The organism is Pedococcus sp. P2_D7 (assembly GCF_056404295.1).
Map to the genome: position 1 here is coordinate 340,536 of NZ_JBFUEH010000002.1, position 23,692 is coordinate 364,227.

A 23,692-nucleotide genomic window follows, 5' to 3' on the forward strand; every position below is an offset into this window, starting at 1 on the left:
GGTGCCAGCCTGACAGGTGTGGGTGGTCGGTGGGTCGTCGGTGGGTCGTCAGTCCACCGGAGGTGCTTCGGTCAGTGCGTGGGCTTGCTGAAGCAGAGTGCTGCGACGACACCGATCAGGAGGACTGCGGCCGGGAGCAGCAACGTCTGCGACATCGCCGTGGCGAAGCCGTCCGCGATCTGGGGTGGGAGCTTCACCCCGGAGGTCCGCTGCGACATGTCCTGCGGCACCCCGGGGAGGTTGGCCGTGAGCCGTGCCTCGATGAGCGCGGCGATGGCGGCGCTGCCGAGGACGGCCCCGACCTGGCGGGTGGTGTTGTAGATGCCCGAGCCCGCGCCGGCCGACGACAGCGGCAGGTTGCGGGTCGCGGTCGCGGCGAGCGGCGCCCACATGAACGCGTTCGCGACTCCCATGAGGGCCATCGGGAGCAGGAGCACCCAGGTCTTGCTCTCGACCGTGGTCACCCGGCTCAGCCAGAACAGCGAACCCGAGCAGAGCGCCAACCCGAAGGCCGTGATGGTCCGCGGGTGGATGCGGTCGGTCAGCTTGCCGGCGACCGGCGCCAGGGCGCCGGACAGCACCGCCATCGGGACCAGCAGCAGGGCGGAGTGGGTCGGCGTCATGCCTCGCACGACCTGGGCATAGAGCATGAAGGGGAAGGCCATGCCGGTGATGGAGAAACCGACCGCGCTGATGGCGATGTTGGACAGCGAGAAGTTGCGGTCGCGGAAGAGGCCCAGCGGCACGAGCGGCTCGGTGCGGATCCTGCTCTGCCAGAAGATGAACAGCCCGAAGATGAGCAGACCGGCGATGATGAGCAGCGGCACCGAGATGACGCCGGTGATCTGGCCCCAGTCGTAGGTCTCGCCCTCCTGGATGCCGAACACCAGCAGGAACATCCCGATCGCCGACAGCGCCACCCCGACCCAGTCGAAGGTGTGGCTGTGCGTCTCGAGCCTGGGCACCAGGCGCATCGCCAGCACGAACGCGATGATGCCGATCGGCACGTTGATGAAGAAGATCCACTCCCAACCCGGGCCGTCGACCAGCAGACCACCCAGCAGCGGGCCCACGAGGATCGCGACGCCGGCGGTGGCGCCCCAGAGCGACATCGCCTGGCCTCTTGAGGCGGCCGGGAAGGTGCGCGTGATGACGGCCATCGTCTGCGGCGTCATCATCGACGCACCGAGACCCTGCACGACGCGGGCGATGATCAGCATCTCGATGCTGCCGGTCAGCCCACACCACAGCGAGGCGACCGTGAACAGCGTGAGCCCGGTGAGGTAGACGTTCTTCGGCCCGATCCGGTCGCCGAGCCGCCCCGTGATCAGCAACGGCACGGCATACGCGAGCAGGTAGGCGGAGGTGACCCAGATGACCGCGTTCACGTCGGAGTCGAGGCCCTGCATGATCGCCGGCGTCGCCACCGACACGATCGTGGAGTCGACGAGGATCATGAAGAAGCCGATCACCATGGCCCACAGGGCAGGCCAGGGGCGGTAGTCGGCGGGGAGGTCGGTCCTCACGGTGGTGGGTGCGGCCATGGCAGGTCGCCTTTCTCGAGTCGGGTGATGAAGCCGTTGATCCAGTCCTGCTGGGCCACGGTCATGTGGCGGATGTAGTTGGCGGTGATCCAGTACGCCTCGGCCACCTCACGGGCCCTGGCCTTGTCGACGAGGCAGTCGATGTCGGACAGCTCGCGCTCGATGACCGCGAGGTGGTCCCGCAGGTCGGCGCACACGGCGCTGGCCGGGGCGTGGTGCGCCTCGGCCAGGGCGAGGGCGAAGGTGGGGAACTCCTTGACCGGCTCGCGCAGGATCTCGCGGATGCGGGAGACCAGGGCAGTGCGGCCGGTGTCGGTGATCGCGTAGGTGGTGCGTTCGGGGCGGTTGCCCTCCCGGCCCGTGCCGGTCGCCTCGGCCATCCCGTCTGCGGTCAGCCGGTCGACGGTGCGGTAGAGCGACCCGGGGGTCACCCGGACGATGCGGTCCTCGTGGCGCTCCAGCAGCAGCTGGTACATCTCGTAGGGGTGCATCGAGCGCTCGTTGAGCAGGGCGAGCGCGGAGATGGCGAGTGGGCTGAGCGTCATGCGGTGCCGATCTCCTTTCGCTGGTGCCCGGCGAGCGGTGGTTCCTCGCGGTGCCGAAGTGTTCCGGCTGAAATATTCCACGCGGAATATATGATGGTCCGTCCCGGTCGTCAATCCGCCGGCTGCTGGCGATCGCGATCGGGCCGCCCCGGGCTCGCGCCCCCCGCGCCCGCCCCCTGAGCATCCATGCGCCGGTTCGTGACGCAGGACATAGGCTCCCCTGCATGGCGTCCACGTCGGACCTCGGCGAACTCGAGGTCGAGCTCACCCGGTTGCTCCGGCGTGCCCGCAGTGCGCAGCAGCGCACCGCCGCCGAGGTGCACCCCGACCTCGACTCCGCGGGGTATGCCGTGCTCGTCGCCGTGCGCGAGATGGCCGCCTCCGGCGGCGGCGCCCGCGGGGGTGACATCTCCGACGTGCTGGGCCTGCACAAGTCGACGACCAGCCGGAACCTGACGACCCTCGAGGAGCTGGGGCTCGTCGAGCGGATCCCCGACCCGGCCGATGCGCGGGCCCGTCAGGTGCGGCTCACCACGGCGGGCTCCGAGGCGCTCGACCGCACCGTCGCCGGCCGCAAGGAACGGCTGCGCGCCCGGCTGGGTGACTGGGATGCCAAGGACGTCACCGAACTGGCCCGGCTGCTGCGCCTGCTCAACGACACCGCCCCCTGATCCTCCGAACAACGGGACAGGGCCGCGTGACGAGGGCCACGGACGTCAGCGGTTCCCGGGCTACCGATCGGTAACTAGGCTCGCGGCCATGACGACGCTCTCCGGCAAGACCATCATCATGTCCGGCGGCAGCAGGGGCATCGGCCTGGCCATCGCCGTCCGCGCCGCCCGCGACGGAGCCAATGTCGCGCTGATCGCGAAGACGGACCAGCCCGACCCGCGCCTGGCCGGGACCATCCACACCGCGGCCGAGGCCATCGAGGCAGCTGGTGGCCACGCCCTCCCGATTGTCGGCGACGTGCGCGACGACGACCTCCTGCTGGCGGCGGTGGAGAAGACGGCGGCCCAGTTCGGCGGGATCGACATCGTCGTCAACAACGCCAGCGTCCTCAACCTCAGCCCGACCGCGCAGCTCGAGCCCAAGCGCTACGACCTCATGCAGGACATCAACGTCCGGGGCACCTTCATGCTGACGAGGGCGGCGATCCCGCACCTGCTGGCGAGCCCCGACCCGAAGGTCCTCACCCTGTCCCCGCCGATCAACCTGGACCCGCGCTGGTTCGCCGGCCACCCGGCATACACGATGGCGAAGTACGGGATGACGCTCGCGGCCCTCGGCTTCGCGCACGAGCTCGGGCAGAAGGGCGTGTCCTCGACCTGCCTGTGGCCCGCGACCCTCGTGGCGACCGACGCGATCGGCAACCTCCCCGGCGGCGACCAGATGGTCAAGGTCAGCCGCAAGCCGGAGATCGTGGCGGACGCCGCCTACGAGGTGCTCACCACCGACGGCCAGGGCCTCAACGGCCAGACGGTCATCGACGAGGACCTGCTGCGGGCCCGCGGGGTGGCCGACTTCGCTGCCTACTCGATGACGGGCAAGGACGAGGGGCTGGCCCCCGACATCTTCCTGAGCTGAGCCAGCGCGGGGTATGCCGCGTCGCTCGCCTAGAGCTCTCGGAGCCGGCCTGCCTCGACGTGCCAGCGACGGGTGGCCTGCACGTCGGCGAGCATCCGGCGGTCGTGCGTCACGAGGAGCACCGTGCCGCCGAACGAGTCGAGGGCCTGCTCGAGCTGTTCGATCGCCGGCAGGTCGAGGTGGTTGGTGGGCTCGTCGAGGACCAGCAGGTTGACCTCGCGCGCCTGGAGCAGGGCCAGGGCGGCGCGGGTGCGCTCGCCGGGGGAGAGCGAGTCGGCCGGGCGGTGCACGTGCTCGGCGCCGAGCCCGAACTTGGCCAGCAGGGTGCGGACCTCGGCGTCCGGCCAGGCGGGGAGGGCGTCGCCGAACGCCCGCGCGAGCGTCTGCGGGCCGAGGAACAACCCGCGCGCCTGGTCTACCTCGCCCACCCGCACCGAGGAGCCGAGCCCGGCCGTCCCCTCGTCGACCGGCACGGTGCCGAGCAGCATGCCCAGCAGGGTGGTCTTGCCGGAGCCGTTCGCGCCGGTGACGACGATCCGGTCGGCCCAGTCGACCTGCACGTCGACCGGCCCGAGGGTGAAGTCGCCGCGACGGACCACAGCCCCCGCGGCTGACGCCACGACGGTTCCGGACCGCGGGGCCGCGGCGATGGTCATCCGCAGCTCCCACTCCTTGCGCGGCTCGTCGACCTCCTCGAGCCGCTCGATCATCCGCTCGGTCTGCCGCGCCTTGGCCGCCTGCTTCTCGGCCGACTCGGCGCGGAACGCGGGGACGAACTTGTCGTTGTCGGTCTTCTTGCGCCGGGCATTGCGGACGCCCACCGTCATCCAGTTCCGTTGCGTGACCGCGCGTTGCTCGAGCCGCGTGCGGGTGTCGGCGTACTCCTCGAAGGCCTCGCGGGCATGCCGCCTCGCCACCTCGCGCTCGGCCAGGTAGCTGTCGTAGCCGCCCTCGTAGACCGCCACCTGCTGCTGGGCGAGGTCGAGCTCGACGATGCGAGTCACGGTGCGCGCCAAGAACTCCCGGTCGTGGCTGATGATGACGGCCGGGCTGCGCAGCCCCGCCACGAACTGCTCGAGCCGGTCGAGGCCGTCGAGGTCGAGGTCGTTGGTCGGCTCGTCGAGGAGCAGCACGTCGTAGCGCGAGAGCAGCAGCGCCGCGAGCCCGGCCCGCGCAGCCTGGCCCCCCGACAGCGAGGTCATCGGCGTCTCGAGGCCGACCCCGAGCCCCAGCCCGGCCAGGGTCGCGGCGGCCCGTTCCTCGAGGTCGGCGCCACCCAGCGCGAGCCACGACTCGAGCGCCACGGCATACCGGTCGTCGGCGCCGGGGCCGCCCTCCCCGAGGGCGTGGGCGGCGTCGTCCAGCTCCGTGCCGGCGGCGCGCACACCGGTGCGGCGGGCGATGAACCCGGCCACGGTCTCGCCCGCGCGGCGCTCGGGCTCCTGCGGCAGGTGCCCGACCGAGGCAGTCGGCGGGCTCACCGTGACGGTGCCCTGCTCGGGCTCCAGCTCAGCGGCCAGCAGCCGCAGCAGCGTGGACTTGCCGGCGCCGTTGGCCCCGACCAGCCCCACGACGTCGCCGGCGCCGACGACGAGGTCGAGCCCCGAGAAGAGTGCCCTGGCACCGTGGCCGGCGGCGAGGTCGGTGGCCTTGAGGGTTGCGCTCATGTCGGGGGCGACGCTACCCGTCGGTGACCGCTCGCCGACACGGGGTTTCCGTTCGCGGACCTGTCCCTTCGCGGGGTTGTGGGATGGCGGTGTGCGCGGTGGGATGAAAGACATGACAACGCTGTCGCACACCGCCGGTGAGACCGACGTCCCGCTGCTCGAGCAGACCATCCCCGACAACCTCGACGCGACCGTCGCCGCCTTTGGTGAGCGCGAAGCCCTGGTCGACGTCGCGCAGGGGATCCGCTGGACGTATGCCGAGTTCGGCGCCGAGGTGGGTCGGCTCGCCCGGGCGCTGCTCGCCTCCGGGATCACCAAGGGGGAGCGGGTCGGCATCTGGGCGCCGAACTGCGCGCAGTGGACGGTGGTGCAGTACGCGACCGCCAAGATCGGCGCGATCCTCGTCAACATCAACCCGAGCTACCGCACCCACGAGCTCGAGTTCGTCCTGAAGCAGGCCGGGATCTCAGCGGTCTTCCTCGCCGAGTCGTTCAAGACCAGCGACTACGTCGCGATGCTCGACGAGGTGCGGCCGAGCTGCCCGGGCGTGCGGGACTCCTACGTCTTCGGGCAGGACTCCTGGGACGCACTGCTCGGGCGGGCCGAGGAGGTCACCGCCGAGCAGGTGGCCGAGGTGCAGGCCGGGCTCGACCCCCACGACGCGATCAACATCCAGTACACGTCGGGCACCACGGGCTTCCCCAAGGGGGCCACCCTCAGCCACCGCAACATCCTCAACAACGGCTACTTCGTCGGCGAGCTCTGCCGCTACACCGAGGCCGACCGGGTCTGCATCCCGGTGCCGTTCTACCACTGCTTCGGCATGGTGATGGGCAACCTCGCGTGCACCACCCACGGGGCCACGATGGTCATCCCCGCACCGGGTTTCGATCCGGCCGCGACCCTCAAGGCAACCGCCGACGAGCGGTGCACCTCGCTCTACGGCGTGCCCACGATGTTCATCGCGGAATGGTCGCTCCCGGACTTCGCGGCATACGACCTGTCCTCGGTGCGGACCGGCATCATGGCCGGATCACCTTGTCCGGCAACGATGATGACCAAGCTGATCGACGCCGGGATCACTGAGGTGACGATCGCGTACGGGATGACCGAGACCTCGCCGGTGTCGACCCAGAACCGCACGGACGACACCTTCGAGCAGAAGGTCGGCACGGTCGGCCGGGTGGGTCCGCACCTGGAGATCAAGGTGGTCGACCCGGTGACGGGCGAGACCCTGCCGCGCGGCGACGCGGGGGAGTTCTGCACCAAGGGCTACTCGGTGATGCTCGGCTACTGGGAGCAGCAGGACAAGACCGACGAGGTGCTGGTCGACGGCTGGATGCACACCGGTGACATCGCGGTGATGGACGACGACGGCTACGTGCAGATCACCGGCCGGATCAAGGACATGGTGATCCGGGGCGGGGAGAACATCTACCCCCGCGAGATCGAGGAGTTCCTCTACACCCACCCCGACATCCTCGACGCCCAGGTGATCGGGGTCCCGGACGAGAAGTATGGCGAGGAGCTCTGCGCGTGGATCCGGATGAAGGACGGTGCTGAGCCGCTCGACGCCGCGGCGGTCCGGGCCTTCGCGACCGGCAAGCTCGCGCACTACAAGATCCCGCGCTACGTCACCATCGTCGACGAGTTCCCGATGACCGTGACCGGCAAGGTGCGCAAGGTCGAAATGCGGGAGAAGACGGTCGCCGACCTTGGCCTCGCGACCTGATCCGACGCCCTGGCCGATTTCCCGGACGGATATCTCGACCCCCTCTGACCTGCGCAAATGTCGCCCCCGCCGGGTGGACGCAGCCGCAGGTCTGCCCTAGGTTGCGAGAGCCGGAGACCCCGTTCCGGCCCAACCTGGAGGGCTCATGAAACCCGTCATCTGGATCATCCTCATCATCGCGGTGCTCGCCGCCATCGGACTGTTCGCCATGCTCAGCCGGAGCCGACGGCTCGAAGCACATCGAGGTGAGGCCGCCGACCTGCGCGCTGAAGCCGACGTGCACGAGCGCGAGCGGCGCGAGCGTGACGCAGCAGCGGCGGAGGCCAAGGCGCAGGCCGACATGGCCCGTGCCGAGGCCGAGGAGCAGCAGGCTCGTGCCGCCCAGCTCGAGTCCGAGGCGCAGCGGCGGGCGGAGGACGCCGCCCAGGCCGGCGAGCAGCGCGACGAGCACCTGCGGCGGGCCGACGAGCGTGACCCGGACGTCGATGTCGTCGAGGCTGACGGTCGCACGCTCGACGTGGACGGCGAGACGAGCGACCGGCGCGAGACGGAGCACCGACCCGAGATGGAGGACCGACCCGAGTCGGACGACCGGCCGACGGACGACCGGCTGACGGACGACCGGCTGACGGAGGACCGACCCGAGTCGGAGGGCCGGCGCCTGACGGACGACCGCGACCCGGACCCCGTCGACGAGCGGCCTCGTCAGGTCTGACCCGAGTCGTGTGCCTGAGGCGTGGCTGCAGGCCCGGTTCAGGCACACGACCCGCTCGGGAATGGGTTGACCGACGGCACCGTTCTAGGGGATAGTTGAAATTCGAACTAGATCGGGAGTGACCATGCCTGCTGTCTCCGTCGCCGACCTCACCGTCCTGCCGCGGGTGCCTGCCGTGGCCCCGGCCGCGGTGCAGCGCAAGGTCCGCTCCGTGACGAGTGCGCCCAGCGGCTTCGAGGGCGAGGGCTTCCCGGTGAAGCGCGCCTTCGCCGGCGTCGACCTGCGCGACCTCGACCCGTTCATCCACCTGGACGAGATGGGCGCCGTCGAGTACGCGCCCGGTGAGCCCAAGGGCACGCCGTGGCACCCGCACCGCGGCTTCGAGACGGTGACCTACATCATCGACGGCATCTTCGACCACCAGGACTCGTTCGGCGGCGGTGGCACGATCACCGACGGCGACACCCAGTGGATGACCGCGGGGTCGGGGATCCTGCACATCGAGGCCCCGCCTGAGCACCTGGTCGTCAGCGGCGGCCTGTTCCACGGGTTCCAGCTCTGGGTGAACCTGCCGAAGGTCGACAAGCTCAAGGCGCCGGCCTACCAGGACCTGCGCTCCAGCGAGGTGGGCCTGCTCACCTCGGCCGACGGCGGTTCGCTGGTGCGCGTCATCGCCGGTGAGGTGGGTGGCGTGGCGGGCCCCGGCTCGACCCACACCCCGATGGCCATGGTCCACGCGACCGTCGCCCCCGGTGGCGAGCTGACGCTGCCGTGGCGCCGCGACTTCAACGCCCTCGTCTACGTCATGAGCGGCGACGGCTTCGTGGGGCCCGACCAGACCCCGGTCGGTCCCGGCCAGCTGGCCGTGTTCGGTCCCGGCGATGCCCTCCAGCTCTCCTCGGCGCGCACCCAGCAGGAGCGGTATGCCGCGGGCCTCGACGTCGTCGTCCTCGGCGGCCTCCCCATCCGTGAGCCGGTCGCCTGGGCCGGCCCGTTCGTCATGAACACCGAGGCCGAGGTCCGCAAGGCGTTCGAGGACTACCAGGCCGGCCGCCTCGGCCAGCCGGTGCCGCACGGCGACGTCGGCGGCGCCTCCGCCTGACGCGGTCGCCCGGCTGACCTGGTCGTCGCCCGCCAGATTGACCTGTCGTCCGCAGTTACGATACGCTCCGTAGCGTATTGAAAGGAGCGGAACCATGAGCCGTCACGCTGCCCGCAAGTACCCCCACGACTACCTGCACGAGAACCGCCCGTACGCCGAGACCCAGTCCGACATCGGCGGGGGCCTGTTCCTCGGAGCGATCACCCTGATCGTCCTGATGACCCTGATCGTGGTCGGCCTCGTCTGACCGCACCCCGCACCACCGCGCGCGTCGTCCACCCAGTGGACGGCGCGCGCGACTGTCCTCACATTGCCGCGCCATTGCGGCGGCGCACCCCCTAGGTTTGGCGACGTCACGGCCTGCCAGCGACGGGAGCAAGAGTGCGCATCGGAGTTCCAGCAGAGTCCAAGTCGGGTGAGACCCGGGTCGCCGCCACGCCCAAGACCGTGGGCCAGCTGATCGGCCTCGGCTACGACGTGGTGGTGGAGCGGGCGGCCGGAGCGCGGTCCTCCTTCTCCGACGACGCGTATGCCGCGGCGGGCGCCTCGGTGGTCGACGGCTCCGCCGTGTGGGTGAGCGATGTCGTGCTCAAGGTGAACGCCCCGAGCGATGCGGAGATCGGCCACCTGCGGGCCGGGTCGCTGCTCGCCTCGTTGGTCTCGCCCGCACTCAACCCCGACCTGGTCGAGAAGCTCACCGCTGCCGGCGTCACCGCGCTCGCGATGGACGCGGTACCCCGCATCTCCCGGGCCCAGTCGCTGGACGTGCTGTCGTCGATGGCTAACATCGGCGGCTACCGCGCCGTGATCGAGGCGGCCCACGAGTTCGGCTCGCTCTTCACCGGACAGGTGACCGCGGCTGGCAAGGTCCCGCCGGCGAAGGTGCTCGTCGTCGGCGCGGGCGTGGCCGGGCTCGCGGCGATCGGCACGGCCAGCAGCCTCGGCGCGATCGTGCGGGCCTTCGACGCCCGGTCGGAGGTCGGCGAGCAGGTCGAGTCGATGGGTGCGGAGTTCCTGCGGATCGAGGTCGAGGACGAGGGCCCATCGGCCACCGGCTACGCCAAGGAGATGGGCGAGGACTTCAACCGCAAGGCCGCCGAGCTCTACGCCGAGCAGGCCAAGGACGTCGACATCGTCATCACCACGGCCCTGATCCCCGGCAGGCCCGCCCCGCGGTTGTTCACCGAGGAGATGGTCGCGTCGATGAAGGCCGGCTCGGTGGTCGTGGACCTCGCCGCCGCCAACGGCGGCAACGTCGCGGGCACCGTGGCCGACCAGGTCGTCACGACCGCGAACGGCGTCAAGCTGATCGGCTACACCGACCTGCCCGGTCGGCTGCCCACCCAGGCCAGCCAGCTCTTCGGCACCAACCTGGTCAACCTGCTCAGGCTGCTCACCCCCGGCAAGGACGGCCGGGTCGTCCTCGACCTCGACGACGTCGTGCAGCGCGGCATGACCGTCTGTCGCGACGGCGAGACCCTCTGGCCACCCCCGCCGGTGCAGGTCAGCGCGGCCCCGGTCGCCGCGGCCAAGGCGGCGCCCGAGCCCAAGGCCCCCAAACCACCACCGGACCCTCGACGCAGGTACGCCGTGATGGCCCTGGCCGCGGTTGTCTTCGGCGTCGTCGCGGCGAACTCGCCCGCGGTGTTCCTCGGCCACTTCACGGTCTTCGCGCTCGCGGTGATCGTCGGCTTCTACGTCATCTCCAACGTCGCCCACGCCCTGCACACGCCCCTCATGGCCGAGACCAACGCGATCAGCGGCATCATCCTCGTCGGCGGCGTCCTGCAGCTCGGCAGCTCCAACGCGGTGATCCAGGTCCTCGCGTTCGCCGCCACGTTGGTGGCCAGCATCAACATCTTCGGAGGGTTCGCCGTGACCGGCCGGATGCTCCAGATGTTCCGGAAGGACTGAACCGGTATGAGCGGCAACGTCACCACCAACCTCGTGCAGGCGGCATACATCATCGCCGCGGTGCTCTTCGTGCTCTCCCTCGCGGGGCTCTCGAAGCACGAGAAGGCCAAGGAGGGCAACGCCTTCGGCGTCGCCGGCATGGTGCTCGCCCTCGGCGCCACGATCTGGCTGTCGGTCGACCGGGCCGCCCACCCGGCGCTCACCATCGCCCTCATCGCCGCCGCCATGGCGGTCGGTGCCGCGATCGGGCTGTGGCGCGCCCGGGTCGTCGAGATGACCCAGATGCCCGAGCTCGTCGCGATGCTGCACAGCTTCGTCGGTCTCGCCGCGGTGCTGGTCGGCTACAGCTCCTACCTGGAGTCGACCGACGCCGGCACCGACGACAAGCTCCACCTCGTCGAGGTCTTCATCGGCGTCTTCATCGGCGCCGTGACGTTCACCGGGTCGATCGTCGCGTTCCTCAAGCTCAGCGCACGGATCAAGTCCTCGCCGCTGATGCTCCCCGCCCGGCACTGGCTCAACCTCGCGGCGCTGGTCGTCTCGGCGGGTCTGCTGATCTGGTTCGTCCAGTCGCACTCGGTGGTCCCGCTGCTGCTGATGACGGTGGTGGCGCTGGCGTTCGGCTGGCACCTGGTCGCCTCCATCGGCGGCGGCGACATGCCGGTCGTCGTGTCGATGCTCAACAGCTACTCCGGATGGGCCGCTGCCGCGGCGGGCTTCATGCTCGGCAACGACCTGCTCATCGTCACCGGCGCCCTCGTCGGGTCCTCCGGTGCGATCCTGTCCTACATCATGTGCAAGGCGATGAACCGGTCGTTCTTCTCAGTGATCGCAGGCGGATTCGGCCAAGAGGTGTCGGTCAGCGACGACACCGACTACGGCGAGCACCGCGAGACCATCGCCGCCGACGTGGCCGAGCTGCTGCGCGACGCCTCGACGGTCGTCATCACCCCGGGCTACGGGATGGCCGTCGCGCAGGCGCAGTACCCGGTCGCCGAGCTCACCAGCCAGCTGCGCAAGAAGGGCGTCAACGTCAGGTTCGGCATCCACCCCGTCGCCGGCCGACTGCCCGGCCACATGAACGTCCTGCTCGCCGAGGCCAAGGTGCCGTACGACATCGTCCTGGAGATGGACGAGATCAACGGCGACCTGGCCCACACCGACGTCGTCCTCGTGATCGGGGCCAACGACACCGTCAACCCGTCCGCCGCCGAGGACCCCACCAGCCCGATTGCCGGCATGCCGGTCCTCGAGGTCTGGAAGGCCCGCAACGTCGTCGTCTTCAAACGGTCGATGGCGACCGGCTATGCGGGAGTGCAGAACCCGTTGTTCTTCAAGGAGAACAGCCAGATGCTCTTCGGCGACGCCAAAGAACGCGTCGAGGACATCATCAAGGCCTTGTGACCTCCGGCGGGGGGTGGCCCTGGTCGGCGACGACGCAGAACTCGTTGCCCTCCGGGTCGGCCATCACCTGCCACCAGCTGTCGATCGCCTCCAGCAGGTCGGTCACGGGCTCGCCGATCCGCCTGCCGCCCAACGCTTCCAGCCGTTCGACCAAGGCCGGCACGCCCAGCTCCAGTGGGGGGTGGACGTCGACGTGCATGCGGTTCTTGCCGGCCTTCTCCTCCGGCACCCGCTGCAGGATGAACACCGGCCCCGGCCGCTCACCTTCGCGGGGTCGCAGCACCTCGAACTCGGGCAGCGAGAACACCGCGTCGTAGCCGAGCGCCGCCGACCAGAACGGCACGAGCAGGGTCAGGTCACGTCCGTCGAGGACCACCGAGAGTCGCATGGCTCCCACGATGCCGTATGCCGCGTGGTGACCACGCGGCATACGGGCAGGTCTGTCTGGCTCGGCCCCCGACAGGAGCCGCGCCTCAGGTGCTGGTCATGCTGGGGAGCTCGCCCTCCTTGGGGTTCCCGGACAACCGGCTGCTGCGGTAGCCGTAGGCGAAGTAGATGAGGAAGCCGAGCGCCATCCAGATGAGGAACCGGATCCAGGTCTCGACCGGCAGGGTGAGCATGAGGTAGCCGCAGATCGCCGCGGACACCCACGGGACGACCGGCGAGAACGGCACCCGGAACGGCCGCTGGAGGTCGGGGCGGCGCCTGCGCAGGACGGGGACGGCCAGGGAGACGAGGAAGAAGGCCGACAGCGTCCCGATGTTGATCATGAACTCCAGCTTGCCGACCGGCGTCAGTGCCGCGACGAGGGCCACGACCACCCCGACGATGACCGTGATCCGCAGCGGGGTGCCGGTGCGGTGGTTGGTCTTGCCGAGCCATGGCGGCAGCAGCCAGTCACGGGACATCGCGAAGACCACGCGGGACGTCCCGATCAGCAGGGTCATCACCACCGTCGTCAGACCCGCCACGGCGCCCGCGGAGATGAGGGTGGCGTAGCCGGACTTCCCGACGGTCTCGAAGGCCGTGGCCAGGGACGCCTCGGTGGACAGCTGGTCGTAGCGCACCATGCCCGTGAGGACGATCGCCACGGTGCAGTAGAGGACGGTGCAGATGACGAGCGAGGCGATGATGCCGATCGGCAGGTCGCGCTTGGGGTTCTTGGCCTCCTCGGCGGTGGTCGCGACGACGTCGAAGCCGATGTAGGCGAAGAACACCAGCGAGGCCGCAGCCAGGATGCCGGGGATGCCGAAGTGCGAGGGGGCGAAGCCGAAGGCCCACTCGATGAGGGGCGACTCGAGCGTCCCCTTCGCCTTCGCGGGCTGCGTGGGTGGGATGAACGGCGAGTAGTTGGCCGACTTGATGAAGCCGATGCCGGCCACGATGACGAACAGGACGATGAAGACCTTGAGGGCCACGAGGACCAGGTTGACGCGCAGGGACTCCTTGATGCCGATGCTCACCAGGACGCTCAGCACGACGACCAGAACGAAGGCCGGCAGGTCGAATTGGGAGCCGTAGCCCACGGACTCGGGGATCGTGAACCCGAGGTGGTCGAGGAACACGCCGAGGTAGGCCGACCACCCCTGGGCCACCACGCTGGCCCCGAGCATGAGCTCGAGCAGCAGGTCCCACCCGATGATCCAGGCGATGATCTCGCCGAGGCTGGCATAGGAGAACGTGTAGGCGGACCCGCTGATGGGGATCGACGACGCGAACTCGGCGTAGCACAGCGCCGCCAGGCCGCAGCAGACCGCGGCGACGACGAAGGAGAGGACCACGGACGGCCCGGCGAGCTCCTTGGCAGCACGCCCGGCGACCGTGAAGATCCCGGCGCCGATGACCACGCCGACCCCAAACACGGTGAGGTCCAGTGCGGTGAGCCGCTTCTTCAGCTGGTACTCGGGCTCGTCCCCGTCTCGCATCGACTGCTCGATCGACTTGGTCCTCAGGATCGACATGGCCACGCCTCCGGGTCGCTCGGGTCAGCCGCGCGCGCGGCCCGATTCGAGCCAACCTAGCGTCGGTGGCTGCAGTGTGCCCATCGGCGGTCCTGCACACGAGACGTCCGGGCCGACCCCAATACAGGGGCCGACCCGGACGGCGTGGTGGTGCGGTGCGGCTCAGGCCAGGTCGAAGCGGTCCACCTCCATGACCTTGGTCCACGCGGCGACGAAATCGCGCACGAAGCGGTCCTGCGCGTCGGCGCTGGCGTAGACCTCGGCGATCGCGCGCAGCTGCGAGTTCGAGCCGAAGACGAGGTCCACGGGGGTCGCCGTCCAGCGGACGTCACCAGAGGCCAGGTCACGGATCTCGAAGACATCGGGATCGGACGCCGACGCCTTCCACTCCGTCCCTGCGGCCAGCAGGTTGACGAGCACGTCGTTGCTCAACGCACCGGCGCGGTCGGTGAGGACACCGTGCGGCGCGTCGGCGGACGTGATCCCCAGCGAGCGCAGGCCTGCCACCAGCACCGTCATCTCGGGTGCCGACAGCCCCAGCATGTAGGCGCGGTCCAGCAGCAGCGTCTCCGGCTGCAGCTTCGCGCCGGGCCGGACGTAGTTGCGGAACCCGTCGGCGCGGGGCTCGAGGACGGCGAACGACTCGACGTCGGTCTGCTCCTGGGATGCGTCGGTGCGCCCGGGGTGGAAGGGGACCGTCACCTCGACACCGGCGACCCGCGCCGCCTGCTCCACGGCTGCCGCGCCACCGAGGACGATGAGGTCGGCGAGGGACACCCGCTTGCTCCCGTCCTGGCGTTCGTTGAATTCGGCCTGCACGCGCTCCAGCGCTTCGAGCGCCCGGGCCAACTCCTCGGGCCGGTTGACCTCCCAGCTGCGCTGCGGCTCGAGCCGCAGGCGCGCGCCGTTGGCGCCACCGCGCTTGTCGGTGCTGCGGAACGTGGCCGCCGACGCCCAGGCCGTGCTCGCCAGCTGCGACACCGTGAGCCCGGAGTCGAGCAGCGCCGTCTTGAGCGCCTCGACGTCGTCAGCGTCCACGAGCTCGTGCTCGACCGTGGGCACCGGGTCCTGCCACAACTGCGGCTCAGGCACCCAGGGGCCGAGATAACGCGAGATGGGGCCCATGTCACGGTGGAGCAGCTTGTACCAGGCCTTGGCGAAGGCCGTGGCGAACTCGTCGGGGTGCTCGAGGAAGCGGCGCGAGATCTTCTCGTAGGCCGGGTCGAAACGGAGAGCCAGGTCGCTGGTCAGCATGGTGGGCCGACGCTTCGGCGAGTCCGCGGTGGGACCGGGGATGACCTCCTCGGCGTCCTTGGCGACCCACTGCCAGGCGCCGGCCGGGCTCTTCTCCAGCTCCCACTCGTGGCCGAAGAGGAACTCGAAGAAGTCGTTGCTCCACTGCACCGGGGTGCGGGTCCACGTGACCTCGAGGCCGGAGGTGATGGCGTCCGCGCCCTTGCCGCTGCCGTAGGTGCTGCGCCAGCCGAGGCCCTGCTCCTCGAGCGGCGCGCCCTCGGGCTCGGGGCCGACGAGGCTCGGGTCACCGGCGCCGTGCGTCTTGCCGAACGTGTGGCCGCCGGCGATGAGCGCGACGGTCTCCTCGTCGTTCATCGCCATGCGGCGGAACGTCTCGCGGATGTCGCGGGCTGAGGCCACCGGGTCGGGGTTGCCGTTGGGGCCCTCGGGGTTGACGTAGATGAGGCCCATCTGGACCGCGCCGAGCGAGTCCTCGAGCTGGCGTTCGCCGCTGTAGCGCTCGTCGCCGAGCCAGGTGTCCTCCGGGCCCCAGAAGATCTCCTCGGGCTCCCAGACGTCCTCGCGACCGAAGCCGAATCCGAAGGTCTCGAAGCCCATGTCCTCGAGTGCGACGTTACCCGCGAGCACGAGCAGGTCGGCCCACGAGATCCGCTGGCCGTACTTCTGCTTGACCGGCCAGAGCAGCCGCCGGGCCTTGTCGAGGTTGCCGTTGTCGGGCCAGCTGTTGAGCGGCGCGAACCGCTGGCCCCCGTCACCGGCGCCACCGCGTCCGTCGTAGATGCGGTAGGTGCCGGCCGCGTGCCAGCTGAGACGGATCATGAGGCCGCCGTAGTGGCCGAAGTCGGCGGGCCACCAGTCCTGGGACGTGCGGAGCACCTCGACGACGTCGCGCTTGAGCGCCTCGAGGTCGAGCTGCTCGAACTCGCGGCGGTAGTCGAAGTCGCTGCCGAGCGGGTTGCTGCGCGGGCTGTGGGCGTGCAGCACCGACAGGTCGAGGGCGTTGGGCCACCAATCCTGGAGCGTCCGTGGGCGGCCGCCGGTCCGGGGCTGGGGCGAGTCGAGGGCCGGGTTCTCGCTCTCGCTGCCCTGTGCCGACGCCGAGTCGTGCATGACAGGGCACCCGCCCTCGGCCTTGCGGTCCACCCCCTGCGGGCTCTCGGGTGCGCTGGGGTCGTGGCTGTCGGTCATGGGTGCGTCCTTCCGGGCGTCGCGGGTTGTTCCTCGGGGGTGGTGGTCGCGCACGAGGGGCAGGTGCCCCAGTAGACGACCTCCGCCTCGTCGACCACGAAGCCGTGGTCGACGGAGGCGGTGAGACAGGGGGCGTGGCCGACGGCGCAGTCGACGTCGGCGATGGCGCCGCACGAGCGGCAGACGACGTGGTGGTGGTTGTCGCCCACGCGGGACTCGTAGCGCGCGACGGAGCCAGACGGCTGGATGCGCCGCAGGAGGCGGGCCTCGGTGAGGGCGCGCAGGACATCGTAGACGGCCTGGTGCGAGACGTCGCCGAGTCCGGCCCGCACGGCGCCGATGATCGTGTCGGTGTCGGCGTGGGGGTGGTTGTGCACTGCGGTCAGCACCGCGACCCGAGGCCGGGTCACCCGCAGCTCGGCCCCGCGCAGGGACTGCTCGAGCTCGACGGGGGTGGGCACGGCCCTAGGCTGGCGCATTGTCTTGAATGAGTCAAGAAAACGTCTGGCGACTGAGACGCCCCTTCCCGACTCCTGGCCACCCATGCCGCACGATGGCGCCGAATCCGGCGTCGGGTGGGTCACCGCTGGCCAGGAGTGCGGGGTGGGTCAGTCGTCGGCGAGGTCGCGCGGGTGCCGCTGCCTGATGGGGATCGGGCCGGTGTCGGCACTGCGGTCCCGGGCGCGCAGGTCAGGGCTGCGGTAGAGCGACCCCTGGCCCCGCGGAGCCGGGGACGTCGGCGCGGTGGGGCTGTGCCGCGGGTCGTCCCACCCGGCATACGGGTCGGGAAGGCCGCCACCCGAGCGCGCTCCTCGCGACGGACCGCCGCCGGACGGCGGGTCGTCCCAGCGGTCGTCCGGTCCGTCGAACGGCTGGTCGTACGGGTCGCCGTAGGGGTCGTCGAACGGGTTGCGGTCGCCGACCCCGAAGATCTCGGAGCAGATCACGCGGTAGTGGTGGTCGGGGTCGGGAACGAAGGTGACCTTGTGGAGCGCCTGGTCCTGGCCGGCGGACTCGAGCACGAACCGGCCGTAGCCGAAGATCCGCCCCGGCACCGACCGCTCGTAGGCCATGTCGGTGACCTTGGTCAGCGGCATCATCGGCACGCGCCGGGTGACGAAGCCGTGGAACAGCAGCAGTCGCTTGTCGGTGGCGATGAACCAGTCGTGCCGCCAGTTGACGACCTTCCAGCCCGCGCGCAGCACGAGCGCGAACCAGGCCCACCACGCCAGCGTGCTGAGCAGCCCGAGCTCGGGGGCCACCGTGGCGTCGAGCCATCCCGCGACGATGAGCCCGGCCAGGGCGGACCCGACCGGCTCGGCGACCCGACCCCAGTGCTGGTGGATCGCGAAGACGATGCGTTCCCCGTCGACCAGGTAGCGGTCGATCTCGCCGCGGCTGGGCGTGGGGCCCATGGTGCCTACCGGCGGCCGAGCAGGGCGTCGAAGAAGTTGCCGATGTTGCGGACGCCGTCGGCGAGCATGCTCCACGACGTCCTGACGATGTCGGCTGCCTGGTCCGGGGACGTGAAGATGGCGTAGGCGGCGAACGCGACGAGGACCCACAGCAGGATCTTCTTCACGCGCGTCATGCTCGGCTCCTCGGGAGGTCAGGGGTCAGTTCGCAGGGTGGGCGCGCCTGTCAGGCGCACCACTGGGTCCATCCTGACCGATGGCATCGGCCGAACGGGTGAGGCGCGCCGCGCGGCCCGGCCACGCGGCATACCCGGTAGGTCGGGTCAGACGACGCCGTAGAGGCGGTCACCCGCATCTCCCAGCCCGGGCACGATGTAGCCCTTGTCGTTGAGCTTCTCGTCGAGGGCGCCGGTGACGATCGTGATCGGGATGTCGAGGTCGGCCAGCGACTCCTCGACGTGCTTGATCCCCTCCGGAGCCGCCAGGAGCGTGACGGCGGTGATGTCGTCAGCGCCGCGGTCGGCGAGGTAGCGGATGGCGTCGACGAGGGTGCCACCCGTCGCGAGCATCGGGTCGACGACGTAGCACTGGCGACCGCTGAGGTCGTCGGGCAGCCGGTTGGCGTAGGTGATCGCCTCGAGCGTCTCCTCGTTGCGCTGCATGCCCAGGAAGCCCACCTCGGCGCTCGGCAGCAGGCGCACCATGCCCTCCAGCATGCCCAGTCCGGCGCGCAGGATCGGGACGATGAGCGGCTTGGGGTTGGACAGCTTGATCCCCGTGGTCGGAGCCACCGGCGTCTCGATGTCGAACGGCTCGACGCGCACGTCGCGGGTGGCCTCGTAGGCGAGCAGGGTGACCAGCTCCTCGGCCAGCCGCCGGAAGGTCGGGCTGTCCGTGCGCTTGTCGCGCAGGTAGGTCAGCTTGTGCGTGATGAGCGGGTGGTCGGCAACGTGGACGCGCATAGGCGAAACTTAGCGCGTGACCTCCACCCGCGGACCCTCGGTCGATGAGCGGTATGCCGCGTGGATGGGCCTCGCGCTCGACCTCGCCGCCGCAGCGGGGCGCGACGGCGACGTCCCGGTCGGGGCCGTCGTGGTGTCGCCGTCGGGTGAGGTGGTCGGTGAGGGGCGCAACCTGCGTGAGGTCGAGGGCGACCCGACCGCGCACGCAGAGGTCGTCGCGCTCCGGGCCGCCGCGCGAGCGCTCGGGGAGTGGCGGCTCGAGGACTGCACGCTCGTCGTCACGCTCGAGCCGTGCCCGATGTGCGCCGGCGCCCTGATGCTCTCGCGGATCTCGCGGCTGGTGCTCGGCGCGTGGGACCCCAAGCTCGGGGCCACCGGTTCGGTGTGGGACATCGTGCGTGACCGGCGGGCGACCCACCGGGTCGAGGTGGTCGGTGGCGTGCGGGCCTCAGAGTGTTCTCAGTTGCTGCTGTCATTCTTCGAGGGGCACCGCAACGGCGGCGCCGTCGAGCGGCCGGGGGAGCGCGCGTGAGCGGGATCATCAACAGCCTGGTCAACCAGGTGCTGGGTTCGCCGCCGTGGCTGGTCTACGTCATCATCGCGCTGGTGGTCTTCGCCGAGGACGCGTTGTTCGTCGGGTTCGTGCTGCCCGGCGAGACGCTCGCCATCATCGGCGGGGTGACCGCCAGCCTGGGCCACACGTCGCTGGCGTGGGTGCTGGTCGTCGTCATCCTGGCGGCGATCATCGGCGACTCGGTGGGCTACGAGATCGGGCGGCTGTTCGGGCCGCGAGTCATGGGGCTGAAGATCCTGGAGCGGCGTCGGGAGAAGCTTGACTCGGCGCAGGAGTTCCTGCGGCGCAGGGGTGGGTCGGCGGTCTTCCTCGGGCGGTGGACCGCGTTCTTCCGGGCCGTCATGCCGGCGCTCGCGGGGTTGTCGGGCATGCGCTACCGCGTGTTCCTCCCGTGGAACGCGATCGGCGGAATCGCTTGGGGCGCAACGGCTGTCACCGCGGGCTACCTTGCCGGTGAGTCCTACCACCGGGTCGAGAAGTGGCTGGGGCGTGGCGCTGCCGGGATCGTCGCGCTGATCGTCGTGGTGGCTATCGCCGTGTGGGTGGTCCGCCGCCACCGCGCAGAGTCCAGGGCCCGTTCGAGGTAATTCGGGACCCGATTCCGGTCGCGGATTACCTCGAATGCCGAGAGATCCAGCCACATCTCCGCCTGAGTTCACCCGATGGCCACCCTGCAGTGCGTCGCCAGTTCACCTGACGGGTGGAGAACTCTTCTGTCCCCTCTGACAGGAGCCCCATGCGTCGTCACCTCGCCCTCGCCACCACCTGCGCCACTGCGGTCGTCGCGCTCGTCTCGCTCACCGCGCCCACGGCGCAGGCCGTCGACGGCCAGCTGAAGTCGGGTCACCAGACCTTCGCCGTCATCGGTGACGTCCCCTACGGCGCTGTCCAGGTGGCCAAGTTCCCCGGCTGGGTGGACCAGATCAACGCCGACCCCGACGTCGAGCTCACCTTCCACGTGGGAGACATCAAGAACGGCTCCAGCCGCTGTGATGACGCCTACTACCGGATGATCCGCACCCAGTTCGACCGGTTCGCCGATCCACTGGTCTACACGCCGGGCGACAACGAGTGGACCGACTGTCATCGAGCCAACAACGGGGCCTACCAGCCCCTCGAGCGCCTCGCCTTCGACCGTTCGGTGTTCTTCGACAAGCCGGGGACGACGCTCGGCGCGCCGACGCCGGTGTCGGTGCCGGACGCGGCATACCCGGAGAACGTGTCCCTGCGGCACGCGGGAGTGGACTTTGCGGTGCTGCACGTCGTGGGGTCGAACAACGACCTGCAGCCCTGGACGGGGATCGGCAACACGACGGCGACGCCGGCCCAGGTCTCGGAGGAGGAGGCCCGCATGGCGGCCTCGATCTCGCTGCTGCGCGGCACCTTCGCCGACGCTCGCACGCGGCACGACCGGGCCGTCGTCGTGCTCCAGCAGGCCGACATGTTCGACCCGACCTTCACCCCCACCCCGCAGGACATCTCGGCGTTCCAGCCCCTGGTCCAAGCCCTGGTCGACGAGACGAACGCCTTCCCGGGTGATGTCTACCTCGTCAACGGTGACTCGCACATCTACAACTCGGACCGCCCCTTGGCGCCGGGGTCGGTGTGGCTGACGCGCTACGGCGTCTCCGGATCCGCCGCCGGCCTGGAGCGGATCACGGTCGACGGCTCCGACAACAACAAGGACTGGCTCAAGGTGACCATCAACCGCCCGGGTGCTGCCGGCACGCTGAGCTGGACCCGGGTTCCCTACTCGGGCTAGGGCCTCGCGTCAGCGTCTCGGGGCGATTTCGTCGGCGTCGGCCGCTCTAGTAACCTGCTCCGCGGTGGCGTGTCCGAGCGGCCTAAGGAGCACGCCTCGAAAGCGTGTGTGGGTGAAAGCCCACCGTGGGTTCAAATCCCACCGCCACCGCCAAGGGCTACGGACGCAAGTCCGTGGCTAAAGAGACGAAAGTCTGAGCGACGCCGTCCCGTTCCTCCCAGGAGGGGCTGGGGCGGCGTCGTTGTGCCCCGAGGCCACGGTGAATGCCTATTTCCCTGCCTACGGCGCTCGGTAGGTGGTGCCGTGCCGCCAATGAAAGAGCCCAGACGCACGCTAGCGGACAGGCCGGGTGGCCCGGGTTCTCGTGTTCAGGACTTGACGGTCGGTCTCACACCGGGTCCAGCGTCGGGCAGCGATTCATCAACAGCGGGGTCGCCGCGAGAACCCGGGCTGCCCGGTGGAAGGTGGGTCGTGGCGTGCTCGCCCTTTCGAGGGCGCCTGCGCACGTACAGGTCACCGTTCTCGTCTTGGGCAGCGCAGCGCAGGAAGGTCCTGACCTTACGGATTCCGGCGGCGGCAAGCAGGAACGCGGCGAATAGCGACTGGGCTGCGCGACCCTTCACCCGGCGCTTTCCTGGCGTGCCGAGGGCTTCGTACGCGTCGTCTTTAGCAAAGCCGTGCAGGCCCTCCTGCGACTGGCGTAGCGCGTTGTAGGTGTCGGTGTGCTCGTGAGTGCCAAATATCAGGGCTTGCCTGTACCGGTCGGCTGCAAGATTTCTCGGTCCGCTTTCGCTTCTGCGGTCACCCTGGATTGTGACTGCTTCCTGCCGGCACGGCCTCGGCCAGACGCCGTTGGTTCGCGTATCTGGATCGGGGATGACGCGGTCTTTGAGACGGACCCCTAGGACTGGTCCACCGATGAACTTGTGATCCTCCGAACGGGATTTCAGCGCGCAGATGACCGATGGGTGAGAGCCCGAGGCGGGACATGCCCACCGCTGGTTCCCCGACGTATTCGTGCCCTTTAGCCGGGCGCGGTAGGCACCCCGTGCGGAGATTCGCTGGTCGTACTCCGCTTCAGAGATGGTTCGTTCTCTGAAGTCGAGCGTGGCGTCGATTAAGGTCGATGGGATGCTGGGGCAGTACCAGTTGCCCTCCACCATGATCAGCCCCTCCATCTCGGCTTGCACGCCGAGATGACCGTCGAGGACAGGCATGACGAGTTGCCACCCCACGGCTCGGGCTGGGTTGTGGAAGGCGTCCGGGTCGGCGAGCGCGTAGAGGCCGTCTCCCGCTAGATACCGCGGGCGGTGGTCCCTATGTGACAGGAAGGCCATCATTCGACGGGATGCCCCGGCTGGGTCAACACCAGGCCGATCAAGGTGCATTGCGTACGGGATGGCGGGCAGGTATTGGCGGTCGCCCAGCCAGTCGTCCACTGCGACCATGAGGTTGAGGTCGTAGGCGTACATCACAGTCCGGAGGTGAGGGTCGCCGGTTTCGGTGTGATCGCCGAGGCGGGCGTAGTAACCGGCGTCCGGATCGCTGGACGCGACCTCGGAATCGACGCCGTAGCCACGGGCGTGGATGCGCAGCGGGGTGGCATCAATACAGGCAGAGCCTCGGTACTTTCGCTTGACCCTTTCGGGTAGGTGGTCGTACGCGGCTAGCAGGATTGAGTTGCAGACGATTGACAAGGCCCGCTGTCGATCCTCAATCTCGTCGTCCGTGAGGTTTCGGTCGAGTTTGCGAAGGTCTTCCCAAAGCATGGACTTCCCCTTGGGGTGGATGGAGGGATCAAGCACGGCGAGAACCCGGTGCAGGGCACCGCGCGCACGGCGCTCGATCATCCACCTCTGTCGCAGTTCCTCTCGGTTGCTTCTCGCCTTAGGCAGAGGTCGGAGGTTGAGCAGGCGCATGGCTGGCTTGCTCAGCCTCCAATAGAGCGTCTTGCTGACCTCACTGATGAGGCACCCCTTCCCGTCAAGAGCGGTGATGAGCATGCCCACCAGGAGCGCCTCGATCGGGATGGTGGCGGGTCGTCCGGCCTTGCTCTTGGTGGCGTTGATCCGGGAGTTGAGGAAATCGACCACTCCGCAATGGCGGACTGCTTGTCGCGCGGCCTCCACGTCGGCGTCGCGGAACTTGGTGACGAAGTCGGAGAAGATTGGGTGAGGTTCGGCAGGGCCTTGCGCCTCAGGCCCGTTCATCGGCGGTGCCTCGGCCGATCCCATTCGGTCTGCCAGTTCGGGCATTGAGGATGGCGTCGTCAACTGTTGGCGGAGTACTCGCCCCGTCTTGCGGGGGTCGGTCGTGCGGCGATTGCCAAATCGCTTGTTCTGGCTGCTCGCGCTCCCCTGACG

The 23,692-nt window shown here is 69.6% G+C and carries 22 protein-coding genes and 1 tRNA gene; 12 read left to right on the forward strand and 11 right to left on the reverse strand.

All coding sequences use genetic code 11. From position 1 onward, the window contains the following. Window positions 1-71 precede the first annotated feature (71 nt). Together AC1DWJ_RS05145 and AC1DWJ_RS05150 are read right to left on the reverse strand one after the other, a co-directional pair. Window positions 72-1,544, reverse strand: a complete 1,473-nt coding sequence (locus tag AC1DWJ_RS05145) for a DHA2 family efflux MFS transporter permease subunit (protein ID WP_477620162.1) — start codon at window positions 1,542-1,544, stop codon at window positions 72-74. Next, window positions 1,523-2,089: a PadR family transcriptional regulator gene (locus tag AC1DWJ_RS05150; protein WP_477620163.1), complete on the reverse strand. Its 567-nt coding sequence runs from the start codon at window positions 2,087-2,089 to the stop codon at window positions 1,523-1,525. Before AC1DWJ_RS05150 ends, AC1DWJ_RS05145 begins: the two co-directional genes overlap by 22 nt. A 224-nt stretch (window positions 2,090-2,313) precedes the next feature. On the opposite strand from AC1DWJ_RS05150, the gene AC1DWJ_RS05155 reads away from it, so the two are divergent. Both AC1DWJ_RS05155 and AC1DWJ_RS05160 read left to right on the forward strand, forming a co-directional pair. Next, window positions 2,314-2,760 carry a MarR family winged helix-turn-helix transcriptional regulator gene (locus AC1DWJ_RS05155; RefSeq protein ID WP_457256091.1) on the forward strand — a complete coding sequence of 149 codons (447 nt, stop codon included), beginning with the start codon at window positions 2,314-2,316 and terminating at the stop codon, window positions 2,758-2,760. Between the two features lie 88 nt (window positions 2,761-2,848). Next, window positions 2,849-3,676 (forward strand): SDR family oxidoreductase, encoded by an 828-nt coding sequence (locus AC1DWJ_RS05160; RefSeq protein ID WP_457256092.1) that lies wholly within the window; start codon window positions 2,849-2,851, stop codon window positions 3,674-3,676. 29 nt (window positions 3,677-3,705) lie between these two features. Here the strand turns inward: AC1DWJ_RS05160 and AC1DWJ_RS05165 are convergent, their stop codons facing one another. Then, window positions 3,706-5,343 carry an ABC-F family ATP-binding cassette domain-containing protein gene (locus tag AC1DWJ_RS05165; protein WP_457256093.1) on the reverse strand — a complete coding sequence of 546 codons (1,638 nt, stop codon included), beginning with the start codon at window positions 5,341-5,343 and terminating at the stop codon, window positions 3,706-3,708. A 112-nt stretch (window positions 5,344-5,455) separates the two neighbouring features. Here AC1DWJ_RS05165 and AC1DWJ_RS05170 point away from each other — a divergent pair, with 112 nt between their 5' ends. The 6 genes from AC1DWJ_RS05170 (at window position 5,456) to pntB (ending at window position 12,210) form a co-directional block, all read left to right on the forward strand. After that, the gene (locus AC1DWJ_RS05170; RefSeq protein WP_457256094.1) at window positions 5,456-7,075 is read left to right on the forward strand and encodes an AMP-binding protein; all 1,620 of its coding nucleotides are present in this window, start codon (window positions 5,456-5,458) and stop codon (window positions 7,073-7,075) included. Between the two features lie 145 nt (window positions 7,076-7,220). Beyond that, the gene (locus AC1DWJ_RS05175) at window positions 7,221-7,790 is read left to right on the forward strand and encodes a hypothetical protein (protein WP_457256096.1); all 570 of its coding nucleotides are present in this window, start codon (window positions 7,221-7,223) and stop codon (window positions 7,788-7,790) included. A gap of 124 nt (window positions 7,791-7,914) precedes the next feature. Further along, window positions 7,915-8,892, forward strand: a complete 978-nt coding sequence (locus AC1DWJ_RS05180; protein ID WP_457256098.1) for a pirin family protein — start codon at window positions 7,915-7,917, stop codon at window positions 8,890-8,892. A gap of 94 nt (window positions 8,893-8,986) precedes the next feature. Continuing rightward, complete coding sequence (locus AC1DWJ_RS05185; RefSeq protein ID WP_457256099.1) at window positions 8,987-9,139, forward strand: hypothetical protein; 153 nt, start codon at window positions 8,987-8,989, stop codon at window positions 9,137-9,139. Between the two features lie 134 nt (window positions 9,140-9,273). Beyond that, on the forward strand, window positions 9,274-10,806 hold the full coding sequence (locus AC1DWJ_RS05190; protein ID WP_477620164.1) for a Re/Si-specific NAD(P)(+) transhydrogenase subunit alpha: 1,533 nt from the start codon (window positions 9,274-9,276) through the stop codon (window positions 10,804-10,806). Between the two features lie 6 nt (window positions 10,807-10,812). Further along, window positions 10,813-12,210 carry a Re/Si-specific NAD(P)(+) transhydrogenase subunit beta gene (pntB, locus tag AC1DWJ_RS05195; RefSeq protein WP_477620165.1) on the forward strand — a complete coding sequence of 466 codons (1,398 nt, stop codon included), beginning with the start codon at window positions 10,813-10,815 and terminating at the stop codon, window positions 12,208-12,210. On the opposite strand, the gene AC1DWJ_RS05200 is transcribed toward pntB, so the two are convergent. The 7 genes from AC1DWJ_RS05200 to upp form a co-directional block, all read right to left on the reverse strand. Further along, window positions 12,197-12,640, reverse strand: a complete 444-nt coding sequence (locus AC1DWJ_RS05200) for a VOC family protein (protein ID WP_457256104.1) — start codon at window positions 12,638-12,640, stop codon at window positions 12,197-12,199. The two genes, pntB and AC1DWJ_RS05200, sit on opposite strands and share 14 nt — an antisense overlap. A 43-nt stretch (window positions 12,641-12,683) precedes the next feature. Then, window positions 12,684-14,171: an amino acid permease gene (locus tag AC1DWJ_RS05205; protein WP_477620166.1), complete on the reverse strand. Its 1,488-nt coding sequence runs from the start codon at window positions 14,169-14,171 to the stop codon at window positions 12,684-12,686. Between the two features lie 162 nt (window positions 14,172-14,333). Beyond that, on the reverse strand, window positions 14,334-16,616 hold the full coding sequence (gene katG / locus AC1DWJ_RS05210; RefSeq protein WP_477620167.1) for a catalase/peroxidase HPI: 2,283 nt from the start codon (window positions 16,614-16,616) through the stop codon (window positions 14,334-14,336). After that, on the reverse strand, window positions 16,613-17,077 hold the full coding sequence (locus tag AC1DWJ_RS05215) for a Fur family transcriptional regulator (RefSeq protein WP_477620168.1): 465 nt from the start codon (window positions 17,075-17,077) through the stop codon (window positions 16,613-16,615). The genes katG and AC1DWJ_RS05215 overlap by 4 nt, the downstream gene beginning before the upstream one ends. Before the next feature lie 147 nt (window positions 17,078-17,224). Continuing rightward, on the reverse strand, window positions 17,225-18,031 hold the full coding sequence (locus AC1DWJ_RS05220) for a PH domain-containing protein (RefSeq protein WP_477620169.1): 807 nt from the start codon (window positions 18,029-18,031) through the stop codon (window positions 17,225-17,227). Between the two features lie 5 nt (window positions 18,032-18,036). Further along, on the reverse strand, window positions 18,037-18,207 hold the full coding sequence (locus tag AC1DWJ_RS05225; RefSeq protein WP_457256111.1) for a hypothetical protein: 171 nt from the start codon (window positions 18,205-18,207) through the stop codon (window positions 18,037-18,039). Window positions 18,208-18,354: 147 nt separating this feature from the next. Beyond that, window positions 18,355-18,993 (reverse strand): uracil phosphoribosyltransferase, encoded by a 639-nt coding sequence (gene upp / locus AC1DWJ_RS05230; protein ID WP_477620170.1) that lies wholly within the window; start codon window positions 18,991-18,993, stop codon window positions 18,355-18,357. Window positions 18,994-19,057: 64 nt separating this feature from the next. On the opposite strand from upp, the gene AC1DWJ_RS05235 reads away from it, so the two are divergent. From AC1DWJ_RS05235 to AC1DWJ_RS05250, 4 genes are all read left to right on the forward strand, one after another. Beyond that, entirely contained in the window at window positions 19,058-19,525 is a 468-nt protein-coding gene (locus AC1DWJ_RS05235) for a nucleoside deaminase (protein ID WP_457256412.1), read from the forward strand. After that, window positions 19,522-20,154, forward strand: coding sequence for a DedA family protein (locus AC1DWJ_RS05240; RefSeq protein WP_477620171.1), 633 nt, complete (start codon window positions 19,522-19,524; stop codon window positions 20,152-20,154). Before AC1DWJ_RS05235 ends, AC1DWJ_RS05240 begins: the two co-directional genes overlap by 4 nt. A 149-nt stretch (window positions 20,155-20,303) precedes the next feature. Next, entirely contained in the window at window positions 20,304-21,329 is a 1,026-nt protein-coding gene (locus AC1DWJ_RS05245) for a metallophosphoesterase (protein WP_477620172.1), read from the forward strand. Window positions 21,330-21,392: 63 nt separating this feature from the next. Further along, window positions 21,393-21,482 (forward strand) — tRNA-Ser (locus tag AC1DWJ_RS05250). Window positions 21,483-21,697: 215 nt separating this feature from the next. Here the strand turns inward: AC1DWJ_RS05250 and AC1DWJ_RS05255 are convergent. Beyond that, on the reverse strand, window positions 21,698-23,539 hold the full coding sequence (locus AC1DWJ_RS05255; RefSeq protein ID WP_477620173.1) for a hypothetical protein: 1,842 nt from the start codon (window positions 23,537-23,539) through the stop codon (window positions 21,698-21,700). Window positions 23,540-23,692 lie beyond the last annotated feature (153 nt).